Raw genomic sequence first — 17,069 nt, 5'->3', positions numbered from 1 at the left:
AATCGTCACTGGGCGCACGGCGGGTTGGGATCATCGAGTGATCGTGTGATGACAAAGAATATTGGTGCTGTCCATACCGACGCCTTGCCGGAACATGGCTGACGTGATTTCACATCCTTGGTAGATACGATTTTCAGTTGGCGATTTGGTTGCATATAGGTTGTCCAGTCCCGATCGGAAGACAAAACCGTCGCAACGGCCGGTTTCGCATTGTCAATTGTGATGATCTCGGCCGGAAGCCAATTTACGCCGACATACATAACCGATGATAGTAAAACGTTCAATATGTAAGTCAGCGGTGATAACCGTATTGGTGCGCCTAGACCCGGTATATCAGCACCAAATCGCAGCATCCGCTTGCGATACGTTCTGCGACGGCTACGAAGGTGCCATGTGTAAAATATCACGATAACAGCCAGGCTTATGAGGGATATTGGCATAAGCAGAGCGACACCTAGTATGTTCGCACCTGGACCGTTCTGATCTGGCCTTGCCCAATTCGGTAGGTTATCGCGTTCATTGACGGAAAGAAATCCGTACCAGTCCAGCCAATAGAGATATGCCCATACCGCAGCAATGGGTAATAAGGGTGTAATCGTGCTTAAGACTAGCGAGACGATATCTAAGTCTTTCAGTAAGAACGCTATAATCTCAAGGTCGCCATGAGAAACCCACAACAGTTTAAGCGCGACGAACGCGAATGGGATCAAACCCAGAATCCAGACAAGGTGATCTCGAAAGAATCCTGACAACGTTAGTAGCGCGTTTTCGTTCCCGGCCATGACACGACAAACTAGCTCAGCACACCGACAACGGCCGTCATTGCCTGCTGAGAATCACAATTTCAGAGCAGCCAGGACTCCGACCCACCCCGCCAGCCCGTCAGCCAGGGCGTGTGTATTGCGGTGGTCGAGGATCACCCCAGCGGGGGTTACGCGGTGGTCTGCGAAACGTCGGACGGCATCGCAGGGGGTTGCAATTGCGGGCGGATTTCTCGGATGCGCTAATGCGGTTTTTGGGGTCGGACGAGAGTATCTGATTCACTGCGCCGGAATCGTTGCCGAAGACGCTCTCCAACAGGCGCTAGCGACCATCGACGGCGACGCGGATGCTGCCACGAAGAGCCCTCAGCATCAACGGCTTAACCCGATAGTGCGCTTGATCGTAGAGCGGCCAAGCCCCAAACAAGCGATCAGCGTGCAGTATTCAATCGGCGGGTATCCTATCGGATCCACGATTGAGCTTGCGAAAGTGCGCCCTGAGGATCAGAACTTTTTACTGACGGTGACGCGAGATTCCGCCGACGCGAGCACTTTTCACTGGAAATACGAACAGAGCGGACCTAGCGCTCGGAGTACTTCTGGGAACGCTACGATGCGCCGCACGCCGAATTAAATCTCCAGACCCGTACGGACCAAAATCCGCTGTCCTGGCCGGTGCGAGCTGGATGGTGGGAGGGGCCTTCCCTGGCGGGGGGTCGGCGCACGTCAGAGGCGCATTCGGTGCGCTGTGCTACTTGCGGTGCGGTCGGCTCGATAGTCTGGTGATCATGGCTGGAAAAGGTCCACGCGGACACCGCCGCCGACGTCGCCGGGAGAAAGCCCGTGTATTCGGAGATCGCTGGGAAGTCATCCGGCAGCTCGGCGGCGGTGCACAGGGTACCGCCTATCTGGTTCGTGATTTGAACGCAACGGATGCTGACGCGGAGTACGTGTTGAAGGTCCTTCGAGGCGGTCGGGCTGGAGAGCCGCCCGAAAGGCGGCGGAAGCGCCTTGCCCGTTTTGAGCGGGAGATTGATGCGCTGGATCGCCTTGACCTGTCACCGAACATTCCATCGCTGGTCGCGCGGCACGTCAGCGAGGCGGAGTCGTTCTTCGTGACACCGTTCGCAGGTTATAACCTCGAGAATCTGCCGGATCTGGCTGAGCCGCAACAGATTCTCCAACGGTTTCGCGGCCTTGTCGAAGCTGCGAAGTTCGCAAACGACAGAGAAGTCGTGCACCGGGATATCAAGCCCAATAATGCGACCGTACGCGATGACGGCACACCATGTTTAGTCGACTTCGGCATCTGCATGTACGACGATGAGGTTGGATTGACCGACACCTGGGAAGGGTTCGGCAATCGGTACTTCGCTGCGCCGGAATGCGACGCCGGTAATCCAGAGGCCATCGGCCCTCCGAGCGATATCTACAGCCTTGGCAAGGTCCTTCATTGGATGGCGACTGGCCGAGGAAAGATGGGTCGTGAGACCTTCGAAGAAGAGGCGTTTGTTTTCGCAGATAGGTTTGCCCGCCAATACTTTTCAGTCATCATAGAGCACACGGTTTGCGAATATCCGGCTGCTCGCTGGAGCGCGTCCGAGCTGCTCGACTTCATCGATTGGGCACTCGCAAAGTTGTCTGAGCATGATGCTTTCCGAGCGGTGGGATTGTCAGTCCTCAAGGATAATTTTGGGCCGAACGATAGCTGCCATGAGGGCAGTTCCCTGTCCGCCAGAACAGGGTATAGAGATCCCAGTGCTGACTACGATATCGCTGAGTCATTCTTCGTGAGCGAGCCCGTCGTACTTGACCGGGTTGACCTTCGGCTGGCGCGGCGATCGGGATCGGGTCGGGCTGAGATCAGCTTAATCAAGGGGGGATTCGAGGTTCCGTCGGACGACCCTGAAGATGTCGTAGAGAAATGGACAGCGCAGTTGACGGCTCCGCGAAACGCTCTGGAAGTGACCAGTTTTCCCTCCGCCCCTGGGCAAATTCTTAACCCACAGGAGGTTTACTGGATCAAGCTTGCCGTATGCGATGACAACAGCGATGTTGAGTGGATCTCCGCGCCAATCGAACTCATGCCTCAGCTAGCTCGTTTCGCGGACCGAACTAGGAGGGGAGAGTGGACACCGCGCGTCTCCGCCAGCGGCCCAGGACTCGCATTTCGGGTCACTGCGCGTCCACATCAATCCACGAATTGACACCGCACGCCTGTTCAACCCTGGTCTCGACGGCGCTCTATTGCCGATATGCGTCGGTCGCCTCGGGGTGGACGTAAACCGTGTCGTCGCTGTGGATCTCGTAGACCACGTCGGCCTTGAAGAACGAGCGCACCACCACGCCGCCTGGCCGGATCCCACGGGCACCATGATGCGGGCCCTGGGGGCCCCAGCACTGTCTGCGCGATCGGCTCCTAGGCCAGGATGCGCTGCGCTGCAAAGATTACCGCCTCTGCGCACAGGGTCGAAGTGCCCTGTCTCGGTCAGACGGCCAATAACGCGGTTTGCTATGCGAGCGCATCCACCCAAGCCCCGATCGGGTCCGTATGCTTGCCAGCGAACTCGTCGTTGACATTCACGCTGGGATCGTTCTCGTCCTTGCCGAATACCCTTCGTATCCGCGAAACCGCCTGGTCAGTGCGGTTTATCGGCGTAATGCGACTCGTAGACGGCAGATTAGTGCTGAGCAGGGAACTGACCAGAAGGTCAGTCGGCGGAAAACTGAAGCCGACCACGATCAGTTCCTCAGCTTCGCGGATCGCGTCTGCGGCAGACTGCCATAGAGATTGCAGGGTCCGGTTGATGTAGTACGGGCTCTTTACCGCTGTCGGCGGGACGATCATGGGCTTTAGGTCAACCGCGAGCTGTTCCGCTTGGTCAGGGATCCACTCAAAACCTTTCGGGCTCCATTCCTCGCCCTTAAGCGGCATCCCGTAGATCGTGTCACCAGGTGTCGCGCGAGGACCCGAGTACCACCAATTCAGTGATCCATGCAGCTTGAGCAACTGAAGCCCTTTTGGTGGGCGTACCCCGCCGAGAGCGTTGCCGGCGCGGGCCCCGATGGGAGTAATGGGGGCCGGATACAAACTTAGTATGCTGTCCCAGCTATCGAAAGCTAGAACACCTGCGATGAACCTCTTCCAAGCCAGTTCTACCAACAGGTCATAGTTGAACGTGATTACCGTCGCGTCGGTGTTGTGCCAGTTGATAAGTAACGGCTCCAACCAGTCGGGCGGCGGCGCCGCTACGGCATCAAGTTGTTTCCGCATCAGGACTCTCGCGACCGCATCAGATACGTCGAAAAATGCCGCCTGATTGCGCGCTCGTTCAGCTTCCGATAGCCACGGTGGGGCCTCGACGAGATAGCTCAGCCATTGCTCGAAGTCGTTGGCAACTGGCGTACCGTCGCCCGGAATTGCAGGGCGGCCCGGCGTTGTCAAGTCACTGCGCACTGCTTCAGATAGGTCCTTCATGCTCGGCATGGCGCTACTGAGAGCGCAACTGAATCCGGCCCCAAGGACGTAGACCCTCTCATTCACAACCCAATATTGGCAAAGATCGGCGACCTTCGCCGCGCGGATGGTAAATCAAGACTCGCTACTACGGCAGTTGACGCCGTCTTGCGGCTCCGCGCCCGGTGGCGTCGTCAACGTGCCTCAGAGGCCTAGTGACTTCGCGATGATCACCTTCATCACCTCGCTGGTGCCCGCATAGATACGGGTCACCCGAGCATCGTTGTACAGCCGCGCGATTGGATACTCCATCATGTATCCGTAACCGCCGAACAGCTGTAGGCAACGATCCACGACTCGCTGTTGCATTTCGGTGCAAAACAGCTTGACACGTGCAGCGTCGTCCGGCGTCAACGCATCTTCAACGTGCAGTACGGTGGCGCGGTCGACCATTGCCTGCGCTGCTTCTACCTCAGTCGAGCACGCCGCCAGTTCGAATTTGGTGTTTTGAAACGACGCCACCGTCGTCCCGAACACTTTGCGGCTCTGGGTGTACTCGATAGCCGCGGCGATCGCTGACCGAGCCTGTGCGACCGCTCCGACCGCGATGGTTAGCCGCTCTTGGGGCAAGTTCATACCCAGGTAGACGAACGCCTCGTCTACCTCGCCCAGCACGTTCTGGGCCGGCACCCGAACATCCACGAATGACAGCTCCGCGGTGTCCTGCACCTTGCATCCCATCTTCTCCAGCTCTCGACCACGGGTGAATCCGGGCATTCCATCCTCGACGACGAACAGCGTCAAACCCTTGCGACGGTTGCCAGGATCAGTCGATGTTCGCGCCACCACAATCACCAGGTCAGCCTGCATCCCACCGGTGATGAATGTCTTGGCGCCGTTGATGATCCACTCGTCACCGTCACGTACGGCGCTCGTGCGCATGCCGGCGAGATCTGAACCAGTGCCCGGCTCGGTCATCGCGATGGCGGTAAGTAGGCTGCCGTCGGCCAACCCGGGAAACCAGCGTGCTCGCTGTTCCTCGTTGGCGCAGTTCAAGAAGTACGGCAGGATCACGTCGAGCTGCGTTCGCACCGTCGAAAACGTCACGAATGCCCGCGATGCCTCCTCCTGCATGATCACGTTGTAGCGGTAGTCCGGTATTCCACCGCCGCCATACTCCTCGGGAATAGCCATCCCCAGCACGCCGAGGGACCCTAGCCTTTTGAACACCCCGCGGGGCATCCGCCCAGCCTTTTCCCATCCGGGATACTCTGGCACCACTTCCTTCTCGACGAAGCCGCGCAGGAGCGAGCGAAGTGCCTCGTGGTCGTCGGTGAACAGATCGCGCCGCAAGGCGCCTCCTCTCAGGGATGCACGACGGTCGAATCAGGCCGGCGTTGCGGTGCGGCCGGCTTCGCGTCAGTGGTTTGAACCCGCAGCATTACGAGTCCAACCCGAGCAACCGGTTACATAAGTCACCGCGTGGACATCCATTAGTCATATCTTTGACTATTAGGCGCACCGCCGTCAAGCACACGCGTCGTCGCGCGTCGGCGGCTTCGGTCAAAGTCTTGATCATTACCCATTGGGGCCTGTACGGTGCGGCGATGACCGCAGGCAAGAGCGCATTACCACACACCCGCTTGCCGCAACCGCACCGTGAGCTCCGGCTCGGCGCGTCCCTGTTAACGCCCTTCGACGAGCGAAACAACATCAATGAGGAGGTGTATAGCGCACAGGTCCGTCGGTTGGCGGCGGCCGGACTGGATCTCTGGATCGTCAGCAGCGGCACAGCCGAGGGAAACGTGCTGTCCATCGCCGAGGTAGACCGCCTCGCGCAACTGACCGTAAACCAAGTCGGCTCGCAGGCATCGGTTTACGCGATGGGTACCGAACCGCGATCTGCTCATCAAGCAATCCATTTCTGCAAGCGGATGTCCGACGTCGGCGTCACAGCGGTGCAAGTGGGGCCCCTGGAACCTGGACATAGCTATGTGCCGACGGAAGACGAATTGCGATCGTTCTACGACACCGTCTTGTCCGCCACTCAAGTCCCAGTCATCCTCACATCGCATGTGTCCGCTGGATACGAAATCGCGCCGGAAACGCTCGCCGCCATTGCCGCCGACCACGGCGACCGGGTCGTCGGGCTGACCGCCACCCATCTGCAGAACAACGTGTATCTCCCGCGGCTGCTGGAAGCGGTGGGCGATCGTTTCCCGGTGTGGACCGGATCTCCCTTGCGCGCCATTGACTCCTGTGCCCTTGGGGCTAAAGGCTTCACCAGCTCAATGGACGTGAACATCGCCCCCGAGCTCTACACCGCCTTCATGGCCGCGTGGGCCGCCGGCGACCTGCCCCTGCTCGCGCAAACGTATCGCAGTACCCTTCGATTGTTCCAACGCGTGTTGGGCGCCGGCGGCCTGATCATCCTCAAGGCCATACTCGTTCGACTCGGCCTACCGGTTGGGACGACGCGACCCCCGAGACGCGCAGCCGGCGATGCCGAATTCCGGATCGCCGACGAGATCATCGCCGAGTTCAAACTGCAACCTGTCCAGATCTGACGATGCTCAGGACACGATGGCCGGCAATGTATCCCAGCCGCGCACCGTCGACGTCGTGACCATCCGGGCCCGGGTCATGTCGATGTCCCACTCGGGGAACCGGTTCAAAATCTCGTCGATCGCCACTCTTCCCTCCATGCGCGCCATAGACGCCCCCAAGCAATAGTGCACACCAACCCCGAAGCCTAGGTGGGCCACGGCCTTTCGGTGGATGTCGAAGACGTCGCCATCAGGTGGGAACTGACGGTGATCGCGATTCGCGGCGCCCACGATCAACAGCAGGTTGTTGCCGGCGGGAATAGTTTGTCCGCAGTACTCGACATCCTTGGCCACATACCGCGCGATGTGGGGGGCGGGCGATTCAAACCGCATCAGCTCTTCGACGGTGTTGGGAATGAGACTGCGGTCGGCGACGAGCTCTTGGCGTTGCTCGGGATGCTCGGCCAAAACCTTTCCAGCCCACCCGATCAGGCGAGTGGTCGTCTCGGCGCCCGCGAAAGCCACTTGCACGATGCATACGAGGGCCTCCTCCCTGGTGAGCAGTCGCACGTCGCCGTTCACGTCGACGATCTCGGTTGCGAGCATCTCGGTGACGATGTCGGTCGACGGATTCTTGGCTCGCCAATCGACGTATTCGGCAAACAGTTCGCCAGTCTCGTACCCTGACGAGGCGGACTTCATGGTGCCGCCGGCTTCGGTGTTCACATGACTGTCGGACAGCTCGCGCACCGCCTCCTGCATGTCGTCGGGTATGCCGAGCAACGCGCAGATGACTCGCATCGGCATCTCCGCGCCGAGGTTCGTGACGAAATCAAATTCGCCGGCGCCGACCAACGGATCCAGGCTGCGCGCGCAGAAGTCGCGAGCGGTGTCTTCGATCTCGCGCATCTTGCGCGGCGTGAACATCCGCGACAGAACCTTTCGGTAGATGTCATGGGTTGGTGGATCCTGCATCAAAAACATGCCGGGCGGAACCGGCATGTTGGCTTTGATCAACTCGAGGATGTTGCCGCGCGCAGAGCTGAGGTTCTGGTGATCGTGGAGAGCGTGTTGAGCGTCGGCGTATCTACTTAGGGCGTAAAAGTCGTGCTGCTCATTGAATGACAGCGGGGCTTCCTCCCGGAGGCGCCGAAACAACGGGTACGGGTCTTCGTTGAGTTCGACGTCATACGGATCGTAGAAGATCTCACTGGTAATGCTCGCACCCATCAGGTGTCGCCCTTTCTGGGGATCGGTCGTGGTTGCACCTCCGCAGATGAGCGGCCCACGCGACGCGAGACCAGCGCATCGCAGGACAAGCCCCCAGCGGCGCTGGCCATCGTAGGCTTAGCCGCCCACGCCATAGCGAAAAGCACGTCCTCGCTGAACATCTTCACAGTTCGCCGGATATAAGTCAACAATTTGACAATCTAGTTCACCGCCACGACTGCCTATCTGCCTTGCCACAACGGTAACCGCTTCTCGGCGAATGCTTTTCGACCCTCCTCGGCATCCTGAGAATTGAAAACCGAATCTGTTATCGGGACCTGGCGAATGAAGATCTCGCCGTCGGGCCACGACGCCGATTCATTGACGAGTTGCTTGACTCCCTGTACCGCCAGCGGCGCGTTTGCGGCGATGGTTCGCGCCAGACCCATCGCGGCTTGAAGTGCCTGACCATCATCGACGACCCGGTTCAGCAACCCGAATCGACTGGCCTGATCGGCAGATATCGGCTCACCCGTCATCAGGATCTCCAGTGCCGCCGCACGCGGGATTCTGCGCGGCAGACGCACCGCGCCGCCGGCCCGCGCAATGAGCCCGCGTTTGACTTCCGGCAGGCCGAACTTGGCGGAACGTCCCGCAACCGCTAAGTCGCAAGCCAAAACCAGTTCGAAGCCGCCACCAAGTGCCCAACCTTCCACTGCCGCGATTATCGGCTTGCGTGGCGGCGCCTCGACAAAGCCGGCGAAGCCGCGGCCGGGCACCTTTGGTAGCTCTCCGGCTGCGAAGCGCTTGAGATCCATTCCGGCACAGAAATTCCCGCCGAGACCGGTAATTACCGCGACCGCGAGGTCGGGCGAGGAGTCCAGGGTGTCCAAGGCTGACGCGATGTCTTCAGCGACGGCCTTTGTCATCGCGTTGCGGGCAAAGCTCCGGTTGATCTTGAGAATCAGCAGGGGCGGCACGATCTCGACGATCAGTTCTGGCTCCCCGCCATCCGTGGACCGTGGGGTGGTCACGCGTATCCCACCGCCTTGGTCTCCAGATACTGCTCGAAACCCTCGATGCCGTTCTGGCGACCTAACCCACTGCTCTTGTACCCGCCGAACGGTGCGTCGGGTCCGTAGTAGGTCCCGCCGTTGACCGTCATCGTGCCGGCCCGAACCTTTCGCGCGAAGGCCAAGGCCCGTTCGGTCGACGCAGAGCACACCGTACCCGAAAGCCCGTACTGGGTACCGTTGGCGATACGGAGTGCGTCCTCGTCATTCTTGTAGCCAAGGATCACGAGTACGGGTCCGAAGACTTCGTTCTGCGCGATTTCGGCTGAATTATCCACCCCCGCAACCACCGTAGGGAGCACATAGCTTCCACCGGCCAGCTCCTCGGGCAAGTCCGATGGCGCGGTGCCGCCCACGGTGATGTCGGCACCTGACGCTCGGGCTCGCTCGATGAAGCCCAGAATGCGGTCTTGTTGGCGGGCGTTGATGACCGGGCCCAAGAACGTCTCCGGCAAGGCGGGGTCCCCAGGCGCGATGAAGCTGAAGAGCTCGGTCACCTTAGCGACGGTTTCGTCCAGCCACGCGTGCGGTACAACGAGGCGAGTGTTGATCCCGCAGCCCTGCCCAGCGTGCAGGCAGACCTGCAACATCGTCGGGATCACCTGACCGAGGTCCGCATCGTCGAGGACCACGGTCGCGGATTTGCCGCCCAATTCTAGGAATACGCGCTTGAGCGAATCGGCTGCGGACCGGGCAATCGATTTACCCACCGCTGTCGAGCCGGTGAACGAGATCATGTCGACGCGCGGATCGGCGACCAGAAATTGTGCGACGGTGTTGTCCGGAGTCGGCACGACGTTGACCACTCCTGCTGGAATGTCGGTGTTCTCGGCGATCAGACGGCCGATACGCGTGGACGTCCAGGGGGTGTGCGGATCGGGCTTGAGCACGACGGTGTTGCCGGTCGCCAAGGCTTGACCCAATTTGTTCAACACAATCTCAAACGGGAAGTTCCAGGGAGCGATCGCGGCGACCACGCCGATCGCCTCTTTCCACACCACACGGTGGTTGTTCTCGCCGCCCGCGCCCCCGCCGACCAGCTCGCGTTCCCATTGAAATGTGTCGAGCAGCTCAACCGGGTACCGCAACGCGTCGGCGAGCGGCCAGTCCAGCTGAGCGATGTTTGTTGTCATCATCGGAGCACCGGCCTCGGCCACGAGTTCTTCGCGGATGTCTTCGCGTTCGGCTTCCAACGCCTCTTGCAGCTGCAGCAGGCAGCGACCGCGCAGCGCCACATCAGTTGACCAGGCGGAATCGTCAAATGCGGTGCGCGCAGCCGAGATCGCAGCATCCATGTCCGCTACCGTGCCGGCGGCGGTAGTGCCAAGTACCTGACCGGTGGCCGGACTCACGTTGTCGAAGCGCTGCCCGTCGACGGCATCGACCAACCGCCCGCCGATCAACATGCGGGCCTCCGCGCGAGCAGCGGCCCGTGCATTGAGCGTGGCGCTCGTATTCTGCTTCGTGGCATCAGATGTCGTCACAATCGCTCCTCAGCATGTAGGCCGAACGGTTCCGTTCGAGTCACGGTTTGCGCGGCTGCCCGAACCGGGACAACGCCTCCTCGGCGACGGTTACCAAAGATCCAACGTCCACGCTTTGCTCTGCGGTCAGCCCGTCGAAGATGGTGACGTCTTTGCGCAGCAGCGGTCCCACCATGGGCGCGATGGCCTCGAAACCACCGACCATTACCGCGGCGCTCAGGGAATAGCTGTTGCCGCTGCTGGCACCCAGCGCACGCCCCAGAACTTCCGCGTCAAGCCCCAGTGCGCTTCCAGCCTTGATTGCGTCCTCGGCCAGCGCGTAGTGAGCAGCATGCAGAGTGTTGTTGACCAGCTTCGCGATCAAGCCGCTACCCAAAGGTCCAAGGTGAAAGACATTGCCGCCGAACGTTTGCAATGCGGGAAGTGCCTTGGTGTACGGCGCTTCGGCACCGCCGACCAGTACCGTGAGCTTGCCTTCGGCGGCGGCGAATCCGCCACCGCTGACTGGCGCATCGATGACTGCGACCCCTCGTTCAGCCGCTGCCTCAGCAATCTTGTGACAAACGTCCAGGCTGACCGTCGAATGAATCGCAACGACGCCGCCCGGCTGCATCCCCGACAGCACACCGGATTCTCCGAGCAGGACCTCCAGAACGCCGGCGTCGTCCACGACGCATACGCCGACAATATCGCTCGCAGCGCCCAACTCAGCCGGCGTGTCAGCGAATGAAGACGCCATCTCGCGAAAGCGCGTCAACGAAGCTTCCCGGCGTGCCCAAAGGGTGGTGTCGAACCCGCACGCGATCAGACGCTCGGCCATGCCTCCGCCCTGGTCGCCCAGCCCTATGAAACCCACTCGGGTCATTGCTTCACTCATTTTCCGACAAGTCATTCCTCGAGTGCGATCGCGTTTTCTGGGCAGCTTTGTTCGGCATCTCGGGCTTGCTTCTCCTGACCGGGTGGCACCTCGGGACACAACAGCACACTGTGGCCTTCGTCGTCGGCGTCAAACAGTTCGGGCGCGATGCTGTAGCAGCGCCCGTGACCCATGCAGGCTTCGCTGTCGAGTGTCAGCTTCACTTCACACGCTCCACATCAGTGGTAGAGGACGCGCAAGGCGCACCGGAAGCGCCTCGTAGGTCAATTCGATACCATCCGGGATGCGGTACTCAGGAATCCGCTTGTGAAACTGATCGAGTGCTGCCCGCAGTTCCATCCGCGCCAAATGGCTTCCGAGACAACGGTGGAATCCGGCAGCAAAAGAGTAATGCGCGTTGGGGCGACGGGTCAGGTCGACAGTCAATGGATCGTTGAACTTCTCCGGGTCGAGATTGGCTGCTGCCCAGAGCACTGAAACATGGGTGCCTGCCGGCACGATCTCGCCGCCGATCCGCATTTCTTCGGTGGGGGTGCGGGTCCCTCCCGGAACCGGTGTCTCCCAGCGCATAAGCTCCTCGATGGCATCGGGCCACATCGCTGGATCGGCCACGACCCGCCTGCGTTCCTCGGGATGGCGAGCCAGCCACGCGATGATGCACGACAGCGACGCTGCGACGGTGTCGAGCCCGGCGATCATCAGCAGGTAGCAGATGTCCAGGATGTTCTCGCGGGTGAGGCGGTGCCCGTCGACCTCGGCGCTAAGGAATCTTCCGAGTAAGTCCTCGCGTGCGATCCCGTTGGCCTCTCGGTCATCAAGGACGGCATCGAAGTAGCTGTAGCAGCGCTTGGCCGCCGCTTTCATGCGTTCCTCGCGCGCCCGGGCGGTCTCCCCCGGGAAGTCGCGAAGGAGGTCGTTCTTGAAGTCCAGAAAGTAGTTCAAGTCGCTGGCGGGAATTCCCATCAATCGCAAAAAGATGGTCGAGGGCAGGATGGCGCAGAACTCGTCGTAGATGTCAGCATGCCCACGTTCGATGAATGTGTCGATGAGCTCGTCGGCTAACTCCCGTACATCGGATTCCAGGTGTGCGATGGCTTTCGCCGCGAAGATCGGATCCAGAAGTTTGCGGTACTTGGTGTGTTCCGGTCGGTCGATGTCGAGGGGGATCAGCGGGCGTTCGGCACCCCCCGTGTTACCGATTGCGCCCGACCCGCGCACGTGATGGTTACGTGTTAAGGCATCGACACTCGAAGCCGCTCCGACCACGAACATGCCGCCGGGGAGCGAGAGCATCGGGCTTGCAGTGATCGCCGAATACACCGCTTGCGGCTCGGCTACTGCCAGGGCTGCTGCTAGGTCGGCGCCCATAGTTTCGGCGGCCTGGGTGTCAATGATCCGGTCGGCGTCGCCGCCCACGCTGCTCGCTGTATTGCTCATGTGGCGCTCCTTCGTGGGGTGCTTCGGGGAAGGCCAAGAATGCGTTCGGCGATAACGTTTCGAGCGATGTCCGTGGAGCCGCCGTAGATTGCAGTCCCCGGCGCGAACCGGAATCCGTCCTCGAATGCCCCGTCGATGACAGCCCCGTCGGCACCACGGGCCAGCTGGCCGACGGGCCCGACGAGATCCAACAGATGGGATGCGCTGTTACTCAACGTGTCCGAACAGACAATGCGGCCCATTGGTCCGGGAGTAGACCTGGCAAGTTCGATCGCGATGGCGACCTCAGCGATTGCTTCTCGCACCGCCGGCTGCGTCGACATCGGATATCCATCGTCGCCGATAGTCTCCGTTGCCCACACGACGGCGGCCTGCAGCAGGTTTTCGCACGCGATCAGATATGGCGAAGTCAGCTCGTCGGAGTCGCCGCCGCCCATCGAGTGTTCAGCGGTCAGCGGCGCGGCGACGACCGACCACCCGCTGTTGACCGCACCGAGCCGCCAGCGGTCGTCGATACGGACATCGTCTAGATAGACGAAGTTGGTCCGCTCCCCGCCGAGGGTGCCGATCGGACGGATCTCGACACCCGGTGTATCGAGCGGCAGAAGGAACACCGTGAGACCCTTGTGGGTCGCAGCCGTCGGGTCCGTGCGCGTCAACAGAAAGCAATACTGACTGTGTTGAGCGCCCGTGGTGAACATCTTCTGCCCGTTGATGACCCAGTCGTCGCCGTCTTTCACCGCTCGGGTGCGCACAGCCGCAAGATCTGACCCACAGTCAGGTTCGGTATATCCCAGGCAAATTCGGACGGTACCGTTCGCGACCTTGGGCAGGATATCGTCCTGCAATTCTTTGGAGCCGAACATGCGGATGGCGATGGGTGGCAATAGCGTTGTCGATGCAAGAACATAGGGTGCGCCGCTGCGCAACAGCTCCTCGCCGATGATACGAGCCCTGATGCCGGCAAGACCCGCACCTCCTTCTTCGATCGGCCAGCGAGGCGCGACCCAACCGCGCTCACCGAGCGCCAGGTGCAGAGATTCGCTGAACCCACTACCGGTGGCCCGTTCGACGGCCAGCACATCCTCGGTAACATGTTCGGCCAGAAAGTCTTTGACATCCGCCCAGAATTGCCGGGTGTCGTCGTCGAGGTCGACCAGACCGAAGTTCATCGCAGCCCCTCCGTTGGGCCCAAGACGGCATCTGCCGCATCGTGGAGCAAGACACGGCGGTCAGCCGCCATCAACGCCCAGCTCTTGGCGCGCCGGTAATAGAGTTGAGCGTCCGATTCCAGCGTCACACCGAAGCCGCCCTGCGTGTGGATGGCCACCGCTCCGGCTTTCTCAGCCGCGCTCGCGGCTGATACCAATGCGCCAACACCTAGGACACCCATTGCATCCGGCTCGTTGTCGACGAACCATGCCGCGCGCCACATCAATCGGCGGGCTCCTTCGACCGCTGCCGCGGCATCGACCAACGGGTGCGCGATCGCCTGAAAGGCACCGATCGGGCTGCCGAAAGCGGTCCGCTCCTTGGCGTACCGCACGCCGATATCAACCGCGGCCTGTCCAAGTCCGACCAGTGCCGCCGCGTTCAAGATCTGCCACTCAACGGCTATGCCGTCGAAGTCGCTCCTGGATCCGATTATGTTGCCGCCTGCGATATCCCACCATCCCAGCGGTGCACAGCCAAGGTTTGGAACGAGCGCGGCGGTCGGCCCGGTCTTGACGACGACATCGTCGCCTCGCACGGCGACGACCGCCTCCGCGACAGCCCCCGCCGGTACCAGCCGGCGGTCGGATTTGGCGATGGCGGGAGAGATCGTCGCGATTGTCTTCGCGGCTTTGACCATGTCGAAGAGCTCTCCGGTCGCGCCCATTCGCTCCAAAGCCCGCGCGCCGACTATCGCTTCGACCGTCGGAACCGGCGCGGCAGCCCGCCCGGCTTCCTCGACCACCAGGGCGAGGTCGACCAGCCCGGCACCGTCCCCGCCCGCCGACTCTGACAGTGCCATAGAAATCAACTGCGGGCCCGTTTCCTGCCACAACGCAGAGTCGAATCCCAGCGGTTCTGCCGCCCGCACCCGGTCAGCGCCAACGGATTTCTCGAATAACGCACGGAAGGAGTTGCGCAGCTCCTGCTGCTCGCCGCTAAGTGTGTAATCCTCCCGGCGAAGCTGCCAGACAGCGTTCACCTCAGGGCGCGCTTTCCAGGACATCGTCGGTGAATCCAAAGAGACGGTGGGCGTTCCCGCCCACGATGGCGCGGGTACTGTCGAGGTCGACTCCCTCGAACATCCGGTCCAGGATCTTTGCGGAATTGGGGTAGGTACTTTCGGGGTGCGGGAAGTCGTTACCCCACAACAGGCATTGCGCTCCCGTCTCGGGGATATTGGCGACTGCGACCGGGTCGTCTTGGAACGTCGAGTGGATCTGATGGCGAATGTAGTGACTAGGCAGGTGCTCCAATATTGGTTTGGTCCAACCGATTTCACGGTGCGCTTCGTAGTAGTAATCGAGGGTTTGCATTGCCCACGCGATCCAGCCGCCGTTGCACTCCACAAACACCGCGTGCAGGTCGGGGTGTCGCTCCAGGATGCCACTGCAGCTCAACAGTGCCGCCGCCCGCGGCGCCATCGACTGTGTGGCAAGAAGATTCGCCGTGCCACTGCCCCAGCCGCGGTAAAAGATCATGTCATGTCCACTGCCCTGGTGCATGACCGCCGGCTTGCCGCTACCCGCGATTGCTGTCCACAGGGGCTCCCATTCCCTGGCGTTCCACTCAGGTTTGCCCACGAGCGGAAGCAGCACGCCGCCGACCGACTCGTCTCCGGCGACACGCTCCACTTCGGCGATCGCCATGTTGGCGTCCCAGGTGGGAATCATCATCGCGAGCTTGATGCGGCTGTGCCCGCCGATCCTCTCGCGGATCCAGTCGTTGTAAACCCGGCAGACCGCCTGTCCGACCATAGGGTTGGCAATATCCCACGCATAAAGACCGATGGTCGGAAAGACGATCTCGCCGTTGATGTGGTCGGTACGCATCATCTCGAGTCGTACGTCGACTGCGGCCGCGGCGACCCGCTCAGCTTCCTGAGCGGCCGCTTCGTCGGCACTCAGTTCGCTCCACCCGATGGGGTTGCCATTCACGACCAAGCTCCAGCCACCGTCACCAGACGCGGTAATCCGACGCGGCGCGTACTCGCGGAGATCTGGATCGAGCCGCTCATACCAGAGGTCGTGCGGCTCGTCGACGTGCGCGTCGGCCGAGATCTTTGGCAGCTCTGCGGTGCTGGCCATGTGTGGCTCCGATCTTGTGCTGCGGCGCCTCGCCGGGCGCATCGCGAGGCGTTCTTGATTCACCGTATGCATGAGAGAAGAACGGTGTTCTCACAAAGTTAGTCGAGATCATGACAAAATGGCAACACCATATTTGTCGCCGGGCGATCGGCTACTGGGCCCTCGTGGACCCCGTCCGGAGCCCTCGGAGCACCTAGGCTCCTTCGCCGCCGAAAATCGGCTTGAGGAGGGCCATCACCTGGTCAACGCCTACTCTCTGGTCCTGAATCCCAAAGTCCAGGACACGGTTTTGCAGCGTGGTGATGACCAACTGCATCAGGATCGCGGCAGTCGTCGAATCGTCTAGACCGAGCGTGCCGGCCCCTGCAGCGCGACATTCGGCAACAAGTTCGGTAAGCGCCTTGTGCTGCGGTTCGAGCACCGCGGCGAGCTCTGCGGGCCGGGTCTCCATCAGCCGTTGATGGTAAATCACCAGCGAGCGACGCAATTTCGGCGACGACTGTTCGGTCTCAAACCACTCGGACTCGAAGAAAGCTCTGAGCCGATCGAACGGGTCGGGGCCGGCTTCGGCCACCGCCGCCATCTGCCGGTCCAGCCCGCCGAGTATCGCCTCTTCGTAGATCGCCAGGAACAGGTCGTCCTTACCACCGAAAAGTTGGTAGAACGAACGCAGGGACATTCCGGACATTTCGACCACTTTGCGGACTGACAAGTTGTCGGCTCCGCCCTCGCCAAGCAGCTCCAGTGCGATCGCCAGGAATCGGTCACTGCGCAATTCGGCTCGTTTGCGCACATCGCGGGTCGCGCGTTCAGCGGTGCGAGAACGCCATCGCGGCCGCACCGCCTTCGTCGCCCGCGATGGCGCGGAGGCTTGACGCCGGGCGGTCACGTTGCTGGGCTCCGAACCACCATGGCGTTTCACTGTA

The 17,069-nt window shown here is 61.2% G+C and carries 15 protein-coding genes; 2 read left to right on the top strand and 13 right to left on the bottom strand.

All coding sequences use genetic code 11. The annotated features are described in order from the left end of the window. Positions 1 to 5: 5 nt before the first annotated feature. Entirely contained in the window at positions 6 to 782 is a 777-nt protein-coding gene (locus tag A9X00_RS30460) for a hypothetical protein (RefSeq protein WP_156771898.1), read from the bottom strand. Between the two features lie 767 nt (positions 783 to 1,549). Here A9X00_RS30460 and A9X00_RS29515 point away from each other — a divergent pair. After that, entirely contained in the window at positions 1,550 to 2,968 is a 1,419-nt protein-coding gene (locus A9X00_RS29515; protein ID WP_197515024.1) for a protein kinase, read from the top strand. A 305-nt stretch (positions 2,969 to 3,273) separates the two neighbouring features. On the opposite strand, the gene A9X00_RS02415 is transcribed toward A9X00_RS29515, so the two are convergent. Both A9X00_RS02415 and A9X00_RS02410 read right to left on the bottom strand, forming a co-directional pair. Beyond that, entirely contained in the window at positions 3,274 to 4,248 is a 975-nt protein-coding gene (locus A9X00_RS02415; protein WP_156771897.1) for a hypothetical protein, read from the bottom strand. A gap of 174 nt (positions 4,249 to 4,422) precedes the next feature. Continuing rightward, on the bottom strand, positions 4,423 to 5,571 hold the full coding sequence (locus tag A9X00_RS02410; RefSeq protein WP_067148677.1) for an acyl-CoA dehydrogenase family protein: 1,149 nt from the start codon (positions 5,569 to 5,571) through the stop codon (positions 4,423 to 4,425). A gap of 254 nt (positions 5,572 to 5,825) precedes the next feature. Here A9X00_RS02410 and A9X00_RS02405 point away from each other — a divergent pair, with 254 nt between their 5' ends. Continuing rightward, the gene (locus tag A9X00_RS02405; RefSeq protein ID WP_197515023.1) at positions 5,826 to 6,785 is read left to right on the top strand and encodes a dihydrodipicolinate synthase family protein; all 960 of its coding nucleotides are present in this window, start codon (positions 5,826 to 5,828) and stop codon (positions 6,783 to 6,785) included. A 6-nt stretch (positions 6,786 to 6,791) separates the two neighbouring features. On the opposite strand, the gene A9X00_RS02400 is transcribed toward A9X00_RS02405, so the two are convergent. From A9X00_RS02400 to A9X00_RS02355, 10 genes are all read right to left on the bottom strand, one after another. Then, positions 6,792 to 7,994 carry a cytochrome P450 gene (locus A9X00_RS02400; protein WP_067148672.1) on the bottom strand — a complete coding sequence of 401 codons (1,203 nt, stop codon included), beginning with the start codon at positions 7,992 to 7,994 and terminating at the stop codon, positions 6,792 to 6,794. Between the two features lie 221 nt (positions 7,995 to 8,215). After that, positions 8,216 to 9,007: a crotonase/enoyl-CoA hydratase family protein gene (locus tag A9X00_RS02395; RefSeq protein ID WP_067148669.1), complete on the bottom strand. Its 792-nt coding sequence runs from the start codon at positions 9,005 to 9,007 to the stop codon at positions 8,216 to 8,218. Then, positions 9,004 to 10,452 carry an aldehyde dehydrogenase family protein gene (locus A9X00_RS02390; RefSeq protein WP_082974653.1) on the bottom strand — a complete coding sequence of 483 codons (1,449 nt, stop codon included), beginning with the start codon at positions 10,450 to 10,452 and terminating at the stop codon, positions 9,004 to 9,006. The genes A9X00_RS02395 and A9X00_RS02390 overlap by 4 nt, the downstream gene beginning before the upstream one ends. Positions 10,453 to 10,570: 118 nt before the next feature. Continuing rightward, positions 10,571 to 11,395, bottom strand: a complete 825-nt coding sequence (locus A9X00_RS02385; RefSeq protein WP_067148663.1) for an NAD(P)-dependent oxidoreductase — start codon at positions 11,393 to 11,395, stop codon at positions 10,571 to 10,573. 23 nt (positions 11,396 to 11,418) lie between these two features. Beyond that, a complete protein-coding gene (locus A9X00_RS02380) occupies positions 11,419 to 11,610 on the bottom strand; it encodes a ferredoxin (protein WP_067148660.1) in 192 nt (63 codons plus the stop codon). Between the two features lies 1 nt (position 11,611). Further along, positions 11,612 to 12,844 carry a cytochrome P450 gene (locus A9X00_RS02375; RefSeq protein WP_082974652.1) on the bottom strand — a complete coding sequence of 411 codons (1,233 nt, stop codon included), beginning with the start codon at positions 12,842 to 12,844 and terminating at the stop codon, positions 11,612 to 11,614. Continuing rightward, positions 12,841 to 14,016 (bottom strand): acyl-CoA dehydrogenase family protein, encoded by a 1,176-nt coding sequence (locus A9X00_RS02370; protein ID WP_067148657.1) that lies wholly within the window; start codon positions 14,014 to 14,016, stop codon positions 12,841 to 12,843. Before A9X00_RS02370 ends, A9X00_RS02375 begins: the two co-directional genes overlap by 4 nt. Next, the gene (locus A9X00_RS02365) at positions 14,013 to 15,062 is read right to left on the bottom strand and encodes an acyl-CoA dehydrogenase (protein ID WP_067148655.1); all 1,050 of its coding nucleotides are present in this window, start codon (positions 15,060 to 15,062) and stop codon (positions 14,013 to 14,015) included. The genes A9X00_RS02370 and A9X00_RS02365 overlap by 4 nt, the downstream gene beginning before the upstream one ends. Then, positions 15,040 to 16,143 (bottom strand): amidohydrolase family protein, encoded by a 1,104-nt coding sequence (locus A9X00_RS02360; protein WP_067148652.1) that lies wholly within the window; start codon positions 16,141 to 16,143, stop codon positions 15,040 to 15,042. Before A9X00_RS02360 ends, A9X00_RS02365 begins: the two co-directional genes overlap by 23 nt. A gap of 193 nt (positions 16,144 to 16,336) precedes the next feature. Continuing rightward, positions 16,337 to 17,065, bottom strand: a complete 729-nt coding sequence (locus A9X00_RS02355; RefSeq protein WP_082974650.1) for a TetR/AcrR family transcriptional regulator — start codon at positions 17,063 to 17,065, stop codon at positions 16,337 to 16,339. Between the last annotated feature and the right edge of the window lie 4 nt (positions 17,066 to 17,069).

This window comes from Mycobacterium sp. 1245805.9 (genome assembly GCF_001672915.1).
Lineage (GTDB): Bacteria > Actinomycetota > Actinomycetes > Mycobacteriales > Mycobacteriaceae > Mycobacterium.
The sequence above is the reverse complement of the archived record's forward strand: the minus strand, read 5'-3'. Positions and strand labels throughout refer to the sequence as shown.